This is a genomic window from Sediminibacterium roseum (assembly GCF_009939005.1).
Taxonomy (GTDB): Bacteria; Bacteroidota; Bacteroidia; order Chitinophagales; family Chitinophagaceae; genus Sediminibacterium; species Sediminibacterium roseum.
Genome location: NZ_JAACJS010000015.1, coordinates 1,054,166 through 1,068,588, shown reverse-complemented (window position 1 = coordinate 1,068,588; position 14,423 = coordinate 1,054,166). Strand labels below are relative to the sequence as shown.

Sequence of the window (14,423 nt, the reverse complement as noted above, 5' to 3'; positions counted from 1 at the left end):
CAACCGTAATAGATATATTTGACAGGCGGCGTTGACCATGGAGAAGCGGACTATTCTCAATTCATTCAAACAAAAAAAATGACGATCAAAGGGTGCCTGGGTTTTCAAATCAAACGCTGTATGCTATTTCTTTCCTGCATTGTGCTTACGTCGCAGGCATTCTCCCAGAAGGATCTGGCGCTCTGGTACAGCAAACCCGCGCAGGTATGGACGGAAGCGTTGCCAGTTGGCAACGGGCGTTTGGGTGGTATGGTATTCGGTGGAGTGACGGAAGAGCTCATTCAGCTCAACGAAGCCACATTGTGGAGCGGTGGGCCGGTTAAGAAAAATGTGAACCCCGCTTCGAAGGATTACCTGAAGCCTTTGCGCGATGCATTGTTCGCATCGGATTACAAAAAAGCAGATGAGCTTGCACACCAAATGCAGGGGTTGTATTCAGAGAGTTACCTTCCACTGGGCGATCTTGTGTTGAAACAAACATTTGCCAATAAAGAAGTTTCCAATTACTACCGCGACCTGGATATACAGGATGCAGTTTCTACAACAAAGTATACGGTTGATGGCGTGAACTACCGAAGGGAGGTATTTGTGTCTGCGCCGGACAACATCATGGTCGTTAAGATCACTGCAGACAAAGCCGGATCGATCAACCTGCAACTTTCGGTAAAAAGCCAGTTGAAATACCAATTGCAGGCGAACAATAATACGATTGTTCTGAAAGGCAAAGCGCCCGCGCATGTAGAGCCGAGTTATTACAATCCCAAAAGAGAACTTGTTGTTTACGACGATACCACGGGTTGCCGCGGTATGCGTTTTGAATTGTTGGTGAAAGCGGTTGCAACCGGCGGAACAAGCGTTGGTGATACGAATGGGATCAGGATCAGCAATGCATCAGAAGTGATGCTTTATTTAGCTGCAGCCACAAGTTTTAATGGATATGATGTTTGCCCGGATAAGAATGGAAAAGATGAACACCGGCTTGCGGCATCTTATCTTGAAAAAGCATCCCGTAAAAGTTATGCATTGCTGCTGAAAGATCACCTCGCTGATTTTCATAAATATTTTAACCGCGTATCACTTCAGTTGGGAAGCAGTAAAGAGAGCCGTTCGCAGGTTCCGACAGATGAGCGATTGGAGATGTATCGAGGGTCGGGCAACGATCATGGATTGGAAGCGCTGTATTTTCAATATGGCCGTTACCTGCTGATCTCTTCCTCGCGAACGCCCAGTGTGCCGGCTAACCTGCAAGGCATATGGAACAAGCAATTGCGCGCGCCATGGAGCAGTAATTATACGACGAACATCAATGTGCAGATGAATTACTGGCCGGCAGAGAGCACCAATCTTTCGGAACTGCACCGGCCATTGTTTGGCCTCATTAAAGAACTCTCGGTAACAGGCAAACAAACCGCAAAAGAATTTTATGGCATCAACAAGGGTTGGGTAGTGAACCACAATTCAGATATATGGGCATTGAGCAACCCGGTAGGGGTACCGGGCAGGGCGATCCGCAATGGGCCAACTGGCCAATGGGTGGAAACTGGTTAACGCGCCATGTGTGGGGGCACTACCTGTATACGGGAGATAAGGTTTTTTTACAGAAAAGGGCTTATCCACTCATGAAGGGCGCAGCGGAATTTACCTTACAGTGGTTGATCAAGGACAACAGCGGGCGTTGGGTTACCGCACCCTCTACCTCGCCGGAAAATAATTTTTACGATGGCGATAAAAAAGCATCCATCTCCATAGCCAGTACGATGGACATGAGCATCATACGCGATCTTTTTCACAACACCATCGCTGCTGAAAAAATATTGGGCATTGACAAAAGTTTTGGCGACACTTTGCTCGACAGGCTCGCCCATCTCTATCCATACCAGGTGGGAAGCAAGGGCCAGTTGCAGGAGTGGTACAAAGATTTTGCGGATGTGGATCCGCATCACCGCCATACATCGCATCTGTATGCGTTGCATCCAGCCAGGGAAATTTCGCCGGTTGCCACGCCTGCGCTTGCACAGGCTGCAAAGAGAACCCTAGAGCTGCGTGGCGACGATGGTACCGGCTGGAGTCTTGCGTGGAAGGTGAACATGTGGGCCAGGTTGCTGGATGGAGATCATGCCTACCTGTTGTTTAAAAATTTATTGCGTTTAACAAAGGAAAACAGCACGCAGTATGGACGCGGCGGTGGCGCCTACCCCAACCTGTTCGATGCGCACCCGCCTTTCCAGATCGACGGCAACTTTGCCGGAACGGCAGGCGTTGCAGAGATGCTGTTGCAGAGCCACAACGATGAGATCCATCTTTTACCTGCATTACCTGCCGCGTGGAAAGAAGGCAGCGTAAAGGGATTGGTTGCACGCGGGAACTTTGTTGTAAACATAACCTGGCACGACGCAGCCATGGCCTCCGCTACGATACTGTCGAGGAAAGGCGGGCAATGTGTATTGCGGGCCAACCAACCGATCGTGTTGAAGGGAACCAACCAGCGTTCCAAAAAATCCTCGATAGGAGAGGTATTGACGTTTAATACGGTTGCAGGAAGAACGTACGAGGTGGTGGCTTTGTAGCGAACCTTGCTTCGTTTATGCGATGGGCCGATCTTTCGTTTATCAACCGCTACAGAAGATCCAGATCCCGCGCCACATAATAGCTGGGTACCAACGGACGGTAGCCTGTTACCTTCCTGATCTTAGAGAGATCCATAATGCCTTCGAACGGGGCTTTTAACGGGGGCTCTTCTGCAGGAAAAGAATCGCCTGCAAGACCAAAGGAATCTGCTAGTTCGTAAAGCGATATAGGCGCATCGTCTGCAATGTTAAATACTTCACCGTCCAGTCCATCAAGTTTCAGCATAAGGTTTACACCCTGGAACACGTCGAGGTGGTGTAGCATCTGCATACGCCAGCCGGAGTGACGGTTCCATTTCCTGAGCAGGGGCAGGATTTCTTCAATGTGAGGATCCTTGTCGCCATACACAAACGAAAGTCTGAGAATGCGCACATCAAAGCCATGTGTTTTATGCAGCGAGAGGAGTTCCCGTTCTGCGGTTACTTTGGAAGATGAATAAGCGCGCGGATCTTTTTCGTCAACGAAATCTTCTTCCCTTGCCGGGCGCCTGAGGTCCGGTCCGTAAACATTCCCGGTGCTGGTGAAAACAAATCTTTTGACCCCGGCCGCCAGCGCTGCATGGGCGAGTATCACGGTGCCATCGTGGTTGGTGTTGGTGATGGCCTGGTTGTCTGGGGTGCGGAACAGCGCCGCCAGGTGAACGATAGCGTCGGTACCTTCTATGGCGGCAGTTAAGCTTTCAGGTTTAAACAGGTCTCCTGTATATGGTTTTGCCCCAATGCCGATCAGTGCTTTTGCTTTGGCTGCATCGCGAACAAGGATGCGGACTTCGTGGCCGTTTGCGATGAGGCGGGGAACCAGCCTTGAGCCCACTTTCCCTGTTGCGCCGGTAACTAAAATTTTCATACGATTGATTTAAAATGATCGCACAAAGATCCGTGGGATGGCGTACGACGTGGTAACGATTATCAAACCAATACTTATGATTTTCAAACCTGTTATTTTCTGAAGGAAGTTGGTGTGGCCCCGGTTACCCGTTTAAAATAGTTATTGAAATAGGTCGTGTATTCAAAGCCGAGGGCGTCCGCGATTTCTGCAATGGTGCAATCTGTATAGAGCAGCAGTGCTTTCGCTTCGGCAACGATGCGTTCGGCGATGTGCACTGAAGTAGGTTTGCCGGTGATCTCCTTAACGGCGCGGTTGAGGTAGTTGACATGCACAGAGAGTGCAGCTGCAAAATCGTGGGCACTCCTTAGTGCGAGTGTTTCGCCGGCGCGTTCGATCGGGAACTGGCGCTCCAGCAGATCAAAAAATAAGTGGGTGATCCTTGATGATCCGTTTTTGAAGTCGGGTACATCTTTCGGTGGCTGGATCCGGATAGATTCGCGCAGGATGAGTTCAATACAACTCCGCACCAACTCTGCTTTATGTGCATAATCACCTGCGCAAACCGAAACGATTTTCTTGAATATACCTGCCATAAAATCTGCCTGTTCGTGGTTCAATGCGATGTGCGGAGGATCGCCTATGCGAACGAGCGGTGAATTTTTCAGGAGGGCTGTTCTTTCCCTGCCAACAAAGAAAGACTGGGTGAACAGGCATGAATAGCCTGTTCGTTTTTTGGACCGGTGTAAAACACCGTGTGGTATTTTGGGGTTGATAAAGAACAGAACGGGACCATCTGTTTCGATTACCTGATCGCCATAGGAGATCATCATATCGCCTGTCACGAGTCCCATTTTGTAAAAGTCGCGCCGGCCAAGCGATACGGGAAGATCAGGGGGATTGGTGAGCACATGTGCTCTGAACCCTTTTAACCTGAGTTCACTCATATTTACTCCCGGAATTTCCGCATCGTGTTTGGGTTTCATCAAACGAAATTAATAAAATCAAACCTGAAATGGATAACCAGAAAATCTCAATTGGTTTGTTTATCAAAGACGGCTCATTTGCGGACCGCGATCTGAAAATAAAAAACAGATCCGGCAGGGCTTCCAAAGTCCGGTCTACATCAATTTGCTTTTTTGGGTAACCCGTCCAATCCGGATGTCGCGGTAAGTGATGAGATCGCACAGGGTTGTTGCGGCGTTTTCAAAATCGTTGTGTTGGTCGTTGAGCAGCAGCCATGCAGAGTCGATCTCCTGTCCTTCGTCAAAAACAAAATCGGTTATAGCAGGTATCTCTTGTTTCAGGCTTGCATGGTGTTCGCGGGAGCTGGGGATCCAGAGGCCGTTGTGTTGCGGGTTCTTTTTTGTTTGCCTTGCGATAAGCACGATCTTTTTGTTCCAGTAAATATAAAACATACCGATGGCGGGTTGAACGATGATGTTGCGGGGAAGATGGTTGAGGATGAAATCGAAAGGGAATTGCGTTTTCATGTGGTAGGGTTGGGATGTGGTTTCTTAAAGTTAGCACACAATTGTTCATTACGCAACCACCAATGGGATCGCGTAAACGATCAACACAAAGAATGAAACGGTAGATTTGCCCGTAATTGCGAAAGGTGTATATTATATGCAGGTAATTTCTACAAAGCATTCTGCAACGGGGAAATTCCTTAAAATGGAATAATGAACAGATTCTCTAAAATCGCATTTGGTGCATGCTGTGTTTTTATTTTTCTCACGGGTTTTTTTTATTACCCCAAATGGAAACAACAGGCAACAGAGGCAACCCTCAGCTGGGATGTGTCGGGCTATTATTTGTACCTGCCGGCAACCTTTATCTACAAAGACCTGAAGCAGTGCAGGTTTTTTGACAGCGTTTTACAGAAGTATCACCCCACACCTGATTTCCAACAGGCAATCCGCCAGGAGTCTGGCAATTGTGTGATGAAATATACCATGGGGCAGGCAATACTGTTTGCCCCCTATTTTTTTGCCGCGCATGGATACGCGCTGCTTACTGCTTACCCCGCAGATGGTTTTTCATCGCCATACCAGGTTTGTATTGGTCTGGGGATGCTGCTCTATTCCTTTATCGGGTTGTGGTTTTTAAGAAAAATACTGCTCCGTTATTTTCACGACCGCGTAGTTGCCATTACTTTACTCATTGTTGCTTTTGCAACCAACTATTTAAATTATTCCGCCATCGATGGAGGAATGACCCACAATACACTGTTCATGCTGTATGCATTATTTATGTACAGGGTCATCCGGTTCTATGAACAGCCAACAAAGAGAACTGCCGTCGCAATAGGATTGCTGGCGGGGTTACTTGTGCTTGTCAGGCCTACAGAGATCATTTGCATATTGATCCCGTTGTTATGGAATGTATCCGGTTTCACAGATCTTAAACAAAAAATTTCCCGAACGATCGTTGGTATTAATACATGGATCATGGGCGCCATCGCTTTTGTACTACTTGTTTCCCTCCAATTGATCTATTGGAAATGGAGCTCAGGTCGATGGGTCTTTGATGGCTACCGGAACGAGGGCTTTGATTGGTTGCGTCCACACATCGGCCCCGGATTATTTAGTTACAAAGGTGGGTGGTTCACTTATACGCCTGCGATGCTGTTTGTGCTACCCGGATTTTTCGTGTTGTATGTTCGTTTCAAAAAGATCTTTTTTGCTGTGTTTTTGTTCAGCCTGTTTTTTTTATACGTATGCTTCTCTTGGAAGGAATGGTGGTATGGCGCAAGTCTTGGTCAGCGAGCGATCATACAGGCATACCCTTTGTTTTGTTTTCCCATTGCCGCTTTCTTTGATTGGCTTGGGCAACGCAGATTACTTGTTTTCATCACAACACTTTTTATTTCATTCTGTATTTTTTACAATCTCTGGTTAACGCACCAGGCCCACCGGGGCCATTTATTTCAGGGCGGCAGCATGACCGGCGCATACCTGTGGCGTATTGCAGGAAGATTTGATGTTCCTAAAGAAACGCAGTTGTTGCTCGATAATGAAGAGCAGGTGCCGGCATCTATGCTAAAAGATTCAGTTGCCATCCAAACGGACCCAACTGCTACCGCAGCCATACTCGATTCCGTACACCCATATTCGCCGGGCTATTCATTAATGATTCCAAAAAACATTGAATGGGTGAGGGTGAATGTGTTGGTCAGTACACCCGTTAAAGAATGGGATGTCTGGAAAATGCCGCAGGCGACAATTCTTTTCTACAACGGCGACGAGGTTATCAAAACAAATTACATCCGCATCAGCCGCATTTTATCCGATGGAGAAACCGGTGTTGTTTTTGTGGATGCAAAAGTTCCCCCACAGTACAACAAAGCGAAACTATCGTTGTGGAACGGAGATAGCCAAAAGGTTTTGACGATTCATAAGATCAGTGTTTTGGGATTTGCCGGTAAATAATAGATGTGTTTTCCCCGGATGGAACGATTTAATCAGAAAATCAAGTTGGGTTTCAAGCGGCTGAAAAGAAAAGGGAAATTCGTGTTGACTTCCTTTAACATAGTAGCCAAACGGCACCAATGTCGAACCAATTTTTTCCGGTTTGAATTTATTGGCAGGTATGCATCGGTAGCGTTATGCAAAAATGTTCTCACGCCGTTGTTGGTCGCCCGGCCAACAACAAAAAACCCGCTCAAGAGCGGGTTTGTAGACCAAACGCGTCCATTATCCCAGGAATTCGTTGCTCATCTGAAATTATTGGCCAATATCCATACCCCAATTTTACCGCCTTATGAATTGAAAAACAACTTGTTATGAGAAGTTTGTTTTTGAAAATCATGTTTTTATTTTTCCGAAAACGCTTGCTTAAATTTTAAGCAAGCGTTTTCATGATTTTCTCAAGAAAATACATATTGGCCTTACGACTGGATTTTGTGCATATGTGCAAAAACCGATTGCATTGACAGCGGAAGGAATGTTACGAAATAACGTTTACACGCGTCTTTATTTCAGATCCACTAGTCAGTTTTATGATTGCTGTTATCTCAGGGAACAAACTAAGCTGTGACAAAAATGTAATTACTGTTGGCGCGTACCTATCGATTGATTTAAAAGTAAGGTCTGTTATAAGCTGAATGTGGCCGGGAGGAATGATAATATTGCTAACCTTAATTAATGAATTGTATTTGTTGTCGGCTGATGAGGTCGAAACAAACTCAAATGGTTTACTCGGTTTGTTTTCAAAAGTTAATATTATTTCGTGAATAGACACAGCCCTTCTGCCGGTGTTTTCAATTGACATAGTTAATTGAATTACTGCTGTATTATCATGCTGGATAAAGCTAGCTCCGTAAGATACCGGAGAGAAACTCAGCTGTAGGTCGTATTCGGGAATATGGTTGGCCCGGTCAAAAGCGATGAAATCAAAATCATATTTTGTGGCCAATTTAGTGTTACTTCCGCTCTTTGTAAATACACGATGCTGTTGTTCTTCTCCTTTTTTTGTTTTATAATTCCTGATAACGTGCGGTTTATCAAATGATGGCGGTATATGTAATACACTCAAAGTAGTACCTTTAAATTGAATTGGATAGTGGGAAATGTGAAAAACCCGATCAACTCGCCTGTTTATTAATCCTGTCAATTCATTTTCATCACGTAGACCGCAATCGGTGAAATTTGCTTTTTGAAAATCTTTTTGCTTTTGATCAAAACCTATTACTATAAAGCCGTCCAGACCCGGCGAGTTTGCCATTGCCGAACTGTCTTTTAAAAATTCGTTTATTGATAGCTCGTCAAAAAGATTATACCACTGGCGCTTGAAATCCAGTTTAGGATACTCACTTTCCTGTCCATCTAGCACCATTTGAATTTGGGAAGATACTATATCAGTGATGTTCTGTAGGGTCATAATTTATTTTTATATTCTTACCTATTTAATTTACTCCCAATTGAAAATTATACCATTATCATGTTTGAAGAAAGCTTTGATATAGGAGCGATTTGAATTGTAAACTTTCTAATATCTATACTCACAATACGGAACTTTAAATCGTGAGCGAACCGTAGCTCACCAAGGTTAGGCGCGTCTTTCACGGTAAATGATTTTTTAGGAATAAATAAAGGTTGTGTTGTTTGAAATGTATCACAATGAATATAAACTCCATATTTTCTAATTTCAAGAACTCCACCTGTGAAGGCATATCGACGCATTGCTTTACTTATATCCTGGAAACTGATATTAAAAGAGCTGAAAAGAAGACCAATTAAAAGCTCTATTGATAGCGAACTTTTTGATTTGAAATATTGAAGGAATATCGCTGACAGAATTTCGTGTGGCTGCGATAGTTCTGAATTTAAAATATTAATGTCGCAGTCTGATACAATTTTTTGAAATTCTTCGTTATCAGATTCAGCCACCTCTGTTCCTAAAAAAGTAAAACGCTCACGTTTCCCCAACATCTCCTTGATATTGGGTTGGTTTAATCTGATAACATCTTGATATTTAAGAAATAATTGATAATCGTTATTTTCTAGATATTCCGAACCTCCTTTTTTAAAAAATATCTTGATTAATTTAATCGATTTTTTATTTTCTTTTCCGTTGTTAATTCCATCGACACTAGATAAAAGATCTGCGAGTTTTTTGTTAATCCGCTGTATGTCGGCTACATTTTTTTCATCAACCATGCGGATGGCTGTCAAGATACCTTTAATACCGATTGTGCCTGTAAATTTTCGTATAAAAAAACTTTTTGAAAACACATCGTAGGCGTTGTAAGCCGCCACAATTGAGTATGCTAAATTAATTGCAGTATATTTTTTTACATTTAGTATTTTATTTACTTCTGTTTGAATATCTGATTGCATAATATACAAATAATCGTCGGCTATTGAAAACTTCTCGAGCATCACTCTTAAAGTTCCGTAATGAGTATTCGCCAAAAAATCTGTGAACATATTTTTAAGAACTTGACGATTAACAGAATCCACTCTGACAGCACCATTGTAAGATGAAATTGCATATTGGACTAAATGTGGGAGCTTTAATTTGTCACAGATTTCGAGAAATTTAAAAAATACACTTTGATCTGCATTGGCAAGAATCCGATGAAAGACCTGACTGTATATTCTTTTAGCGGTGGTTACTTGCGATAGCAACGTTAGGATGTCTTCAAAGCAGTCGAATTCCGCTAGTGCGAGAAATCCGTGTGCTGACTGACTGGCATTAGAGAAATGTTGAGCCTTGTCTAATGCAATTTTCTTTAACTGAATTTCCAGACCAACGTCTTCCTGGCCTGTTAACACACATTGGGAGGCAAGAAAAATATTTTCTTCGGCAATTGTTTTAATGAATTCCGGTCTTTTATCGGGTGGAAGTGTGTGATAGAAATACTTAATACTGTTATAGTATTTTTCCTGCACAGCTTTGATATGGAGATCGGCCATCATAGATTTGCAATAGCCTTTTCTTCTTGTGAATGAAAATAATCCTGGTAAGCTTGGTGAGCAAAAGTGTATTGAGTACCATTTCTTTCCAGAATATTTAGTTGCGTAACGGTATCGAGTACATATATGGTGTCAATTTCAAAACCATATTTCGTTTTGCATTCGACGAAGTGGTTTAACACTTCATCTTCTGAGATCCCTGAATTCGTTCCATATTTTTCCAAGGTTATATGGCCTAGATAGCGCAAAAGCCGGTCAATTTTTTTTACATCGAAATTTGCATCTTTCTTTTCCTCTCTTTCTCGACGATAAAGTGAATTAATAAATGACCTGATGATCTCTCCTTCACTTTTGGGAAGCTCACCCATTACCCGTGAGATTTCAATTAACCGGGATAACATCAGCGGCGTCTTGATAATTCGGAAAAGCCGCTCATCTTCATCAATTGCGGTTAAAATCTGGCCGGCAATATTTGGATTGTCCGAAGTGTTTTTTGTGACAAAATCTCTTACCTGATCCCGGTCCATTTTTTGAAGCATGAATACAGGGATATTTCTGAAATCGTTTATGTCCTGTGGCCGGTTAGATAAGATAATGAAGGTTTCCTGATATTGTGTAAGTAGATTTTGAATTTCTCGATGTCGGATGGTGCGAAGCGAAAAATTATCATCTTTAGGAATCTCATTTAGTCCGTCTAAAAAAAGATGAATTTTCCCTTCTGAAAGTAATCGATCTCCGTATTCTGCATCAACCCCAATTTTAATCAGTATACTTTGTTTGATTGTTACATTCTTGTCGGTTAGGAGCCCTAATGCAAGATAGACAGGAAGTGGTTTTTGGTTATCTGTTAGTTTGTCTTTCGAATCTAAATATGATAGATATTCCAGAGTTGTTGTTTTGCCCATGCCTGCGTCCGCCCATATCGCCATCCTTTTTTCAGGTATTTCATTATTTCTTAGATCTAATATATTCCCCTTTCGTTCAGCCCTTTCCTGATCTTTTTCCGGAGCAGATAGTTCAATCGCTATCGACGAAGACAGCTTGAAATCTTCTTTTCCCCGAATATGTATAAACCGTTTCATTTTTTCTTCGAACGTATTTATCACCATGTTCAGGTAATCTGTAAAATCTTTTCCCTGGTTAGCGAAGTAAGGGTCTAACACTTGAGAAATTTGTTGAAGGTGCTTGTCAATAGTAAAAAGACAAACGATCAGAGCGTTCTGAATATGAGAATGTAGTTCGGCGCTTGTCCATTCATCGCATTCATGGCTCTCGATATTTCTAAGATGATAAACTTCAATGATCTTGTCGAGAAGCTGAGGATTGTTCTGATAATTTGATGCACTAGCCATTGCGAGTTTGATATTGCCTGAGTTGAGTCCTAATTCTTTTACAAATGAATTTAATCCCGATCTTGTGGCTGCAAGCTGTTGATATCTTTCCGGATTAATCAAGTACAAAATTTTTCGCAGAAATGGTTCAATCTTCGCTATCTCCAGAAAATATGAATGGTTATCAGCTTTTGTTTGTCCATTGTTAAACACCTTGTCCAGCGCATGCATTACTCGTGTTTCAAGGCCATTGAGTCTGATCGCTGGATTGTTAATAGGAAATATCAAAACTTTTCGAAAGACTTCTATTAGATCCAGCTCATTACAGTGAAACCTGCCAGCTATTGCTTTTTTGGTTTCTTTGTGTATGTGAATTTTTATTTTGTCCCAATTCTCTTGCATCAAAGTAAATGTTTGAATTGTTACTATTAAGCGTTGGCTTTGGATTAATAAGATTGTGCTTGTAACTGATATGTCTGCTAAGAATCGTCTTCTGTAAATGGAATTATTGATAACAATTCACTCTCGCAGTCAATCCCGTGCATCACTAAGACCTTAGCGATCAAAACACCCGTCAGTGCCCTTAATACTCCCATCGCGTTAAAGAAATGAATTTCTCCTCCTAAACCCAATTGATTCAATTCTAGTCTTTTACTATCTTTTGAATAATGAGCGTTCTGAACCTCATTCAAAAACGTTCTACATGCGCTGCGCATTGCTTTAAGTACATCGCTAAGTTCTGAATCTGCATTGATCTCAAACAAAGTAGTAGTAAGAAATTCCCTGATTTTAAGTACTGAGTCCACACAGTGTTGTGGTGTTTCCAGTTGATAGACAACATATAGAACTCTACGGTCTTCCAGAAAAGCGATCACTTTACGAGCAATTTCTATTTCCGGTTTGGTAGGTGTCCAGGAAACACCAAATACAGGGAAACTGATACCAGTAATCTTATTTGCAATTTCTTTGAATGTCATATTTGAATTTTTGAAGGACAAACTACTCTAACGATTAAGTAAAGCTGCGCGAAAGGGGGGGGACTGTCAAAATAGCTATTTCTTTTGAAAATCAGCTGCTTTCTGTACGAATTTTTCACAGTACTGACGTAGTGGGTATCGACAGCTTCAAAAGTGAAAGGAATACTAGCGACTTTCAATTCGTGAAGTGTGCAATCAAAAGCAAGGTATTGCCAAGCAGTATTAAACAGCAGGATTTCATAGCCCAATATATAGGTGTCTGTAAGATGGTCCAGACTGTTGTTAATAGTGCAGAATTTGTCTAGTTCCAGCAATACCCGATTAATATGTCCTTTCGTTTTCTCGTGCATGATTAGGAAGGACACGGTTTAATCACCGCCATAGAGCGCAAACATGCGGGCAATTTTTGGGTGGTTTAAACGCCGTAAATATTTGCGCACTGCTTCACGCAAACCTGGTACGCGGAAAGCATTTTTCAATAGCTGCGACACATCATTATTTACCAACCACATGGGATCGAACTTCATATAATCAAAGTGCTCCAAATTAGTTAGCCAGTCGTAGTAAGGCGATATACCACGGAATTGGCTCAAGAATTCTTCTGGTAAGGGGACAGTCTTGATGTGCGACAAATAAATGATCTCATCTAGGTGCGGCATTAGTTTGTGCGATTCGCCCCAGAATGGTTTTTCACGAATCTCCGCGGGACGTTTGTATTGACCCAGAAATTCCAAAAGATAGTTTTTTGCAGGCAGGATATCATACAGGCAGGCACCGTAGAACTTTCGGTGCTCATATTTAGATCTTAGTGAGGTAAGGATAATGTAAAGGAAGGAATGAGAAGAGCAAAAGAACAAGGCCGCTGGGTAAATAAAGCTCCGATAGGATATTCAAATTATTGTTCACCAGATGGATTGAAATCTATCATACTGAAAGAACCGGAAGCATCTATCATACGAATCGCATTCGAGGAGGTTTCAAGTTTTCGAGGTACTACTATTGATGCTTATCTCAATGCAGTAAATGCAGGGCTTAAATGTAGTCGCTCAAATTTCTGGCGATTACTGCAAAATCCGGTTTATGCTGGTAACATCCCGATTGCAAAGATTGAGACTCCTGTTCGTATTAGTCCGGGGCTGCACGTTGGAATTGTTACGGTAGAGGTTTTTGAGAAAGTCCAACAACTATTCAGAAAAGAAGATAAAAAACGAAGTGTTGGGTTTCACCCTAATTTTCCATTACGGGGATTTATTCATTGTAATAAGTGCGGTAGAAGGCTAACCGGATCTGGTTCATCTGGAAGGTCGGAAAAATACTATTACTATCACTGCGTTTCTCCATGCTACAATAGAATCCGCACAGAAGTTGTCAGTGAAGTTTTTCTGAGAAAACTTAAAACATTCAAGTTGCCGGAGGAATATCTTTTGCTATACCGGAATATTGTATCTGAAATGTATCGAAAGGAAAGTAACCGGATTGAGCTTGGGAAAGGGAATGCCATAAAAGCGATAGAACAATTTGCCGACCGGGTTGCGAAAGCAAAGAATTTATTGTTGGATGCACACATAGATTTTAAGGCCTATGGCGATATAAAAAGAGATTTTGAAACTAAGATTGCGATGCTGGGTAATACCATTTCTTCTTATTCGAAAGACCAAATTGAATTTTCATATAGAGTAAATAATGCAGGAAAATATTTGTCTAAAATGGATGCTTTCTATACAATGCTTGATGAAAAAAGTAAACGAAGTTTTTTAAATAATGTTCTTACTAAAGGGGCTTGTTGGGAAGGAGGAAGTGGCGATGAATTGTTCAATCTATCATTCAGAAAAATGTATAGTTCGGAACAAGTAGCGGAGATAAAAAATGAAGACAATAGCCTAGCCCAGATAACACAGTTGCTGAAAAATCTGGCAGCAATTAAAGTGGATAATAGGGTAGAATTTGAAGGAGTATAAATTGAGTTCGATTCCCGTATGGGTGATCGATTGGGGAATCGAACCAAGGATGAAAATATTAACGAAAGGATGAAAGTGTGATCAGAAACTATTGATTTTCAGATATAAAAGGCATAAAAAAAGGAAAAGTTGCATTAACTTTTCCTTAACATTTGGTAGCCCAAAGTCCAGACATATCCGATCACTTTTTGACTGACTTAAAATCGTTAGCCAAGATTCATCTAGATGAAATGTGGTGATTATGAATAGGTTATGAGGCCTTTTTCTTTGTGAAAAGGCTTC

11 protein-coding genes and 1 pseudogene are annotated in these 14,423 nt (G+C 42.2%); 4 read left to right on the top strand and 8 right to left on the bottom strand.

What is annotated here, in order from left to right:
• Positions 1–78 precede the first annotated feature (78 nt).
• Together GWC95_RS19815 and GWC95_RS20090 are read left to right on the top strand one after the other, a co-directional pair.
• A pseudogene (locus GWC95_RS19815) lies at positions 79–2,213 on the top strand (glycoside hydrolase family 95 protein); the annotation flags it as partial.
• Between the two features lie 54 nt (positions 2,214–2,267).
• Positions 2,268–2,567 carry a glycoside hydrolase family 95-like protein gene (locus GWC95_RS20090; protein WP_394351286.1) on the top strand — a complete coding sequence of 100 codons (300 nt, stop codon included), beginning with the start codon at positions 2,268–2,270 and terminating at the stop codon, positions 2,565–2,567.
• 49 nt (positions 2,568–2,616) lie between these two features.
• Here the strand turns inward: GWC95_RS20090 and GWC95_RS15840 are convergent, their stop codons facing one another.
• The 3 genes from GWC95_RS15840 to GWC95_RS15830 form a co-directional block, all read right to left on the bottom strand.
• Positions 2,617–3,474, bottom strand: a complete 858-nt coding sequence (locus GWC95_RS15840; RefSeq protein WP_161819690.1) for an NAD-dependent epimerase/dehydratase family protein — start codon at positions 3,472–3,474, stop codon at positions 2,617–2,619.
• A 92-nt stretch (positions 3,475–3,566) separates the two neighbouring features.
• A complete protein-coding gene (locus GWC95_RS15835; protein WP_161819689.1) occupies positions 3,567–4,439 on the bottom strand; it encodes a helix-turn-helix domain-containing protein in 873 nt (290 codons plus the stop codon).
• A gap of 135 nt (positions 4,440–4,574) precedes the next feature.
• On the bottom strand, positions 4,575–4,946 hold the full coding sequence (locus GWC95_RS15830) for a hypothetical protein (RefSeq protein WP_161819688.1): 372 nt from the start codon (positions 4,944–4,946) through the stop codon (positions 4,575–4,577).
• A gap of 192 nt (positions 4,947–5,138) precedes the next feature.
• Between GWC95_RS15830 and GWC95_RS15825 the strand changes: the two genes are divergently transcribed.
• Entirely contained in the window at positions 5,139–6,887 is a 1,749-nt protein-coding gene (locus GWC95_RS15825) for a glycosyltransferase family 39 protein (RefSeq protein WP_161819687.1), read from the top strand.
• 517 nt (positions 6,888–7,404) lie between these two features.
• On the opposite strand, the gene GWC95_RS15820 is transcribed toward GWC95_RS15825, so the two are convergent.
• The 5 genes from GWC95_RS15820 to GWC95_RS15800 form a co-directional block, all read right to left on the bottom strand.
• Positions 7,405–8,337: an AlbA family DNA-binding domain-containing protein gene (locus GWC95_RS15820; protein ID WP_161819686.1), complete on the bottom strand. Its 933-nt coding sequence runs from the start codon at positions 8,335–8,337 to the stop codon at positions 7,405–7,407.
• Between the two features lie 47 nt (positions 8,338–8,384).
• Entirely contained in the window at positions 8,385–9,878 is a 1,494-nt protein-coding gene (locus GWC95_RS15815) for a hypothetical protein (RefSeq protein ID WP_161819685.1), read from the bottom strand.
• Positions 9,875–11,608, bottom strand: a complete 1,734-nt coding sequence (locus GWC95_RS15810; protein ID WP_237722176.1) for an NACHT domain-containing protein — start codon at positions 11,606–11,608, stop codon at positions 9,875–9,877. The genes GWC95_RS15815 and GWC95_RS15810 overlap by 4 nt, the downstream gene beginning before the upstream one ends.
• 77 nt (positions 11,609–11,685) lie before the next feature.
• A complete protein-coding gene (locus GWC95_RS15805) occupies positions 11,686–12,183 on the bottom strand; it encodes a DUF6650 family protein (RefSeq protein WP_161819683.1) in 498 nt (165 codons plus the stop codon).
• A gap of 368 nt (positions 12,184–12,551) precedes the next feature.
• Positions 12,552–12,917, bottom strand: a complete 366-nt coding sequence (locus tag GWC95_RS15800) for a hypothetical protein (protein WP_161819682.1) — start codon at positions 12,915–12,917, stop codon at positions 12,552–12,554.
• A 102-nt stretch (positions 12,918–13,019) separates the two neighbouring features.
• Here GWC95_RS15800 and GWC95_RS15795 point away from each other — a divergent pair, with 102 nt between their 5' ends.
• Positions 13,020–14,141 (top strand): recombinase family protein, encoded by a 1,122-nt coding sequence (locus GWC95_RS15795; protein ID WP_161819681.1) that lies wholly within the window; start codon positions 13,020–13,022, stop codon positions 14,139–14,141.
• Positions 14,142–14,423: the final 282 nt, after the last annotated feature.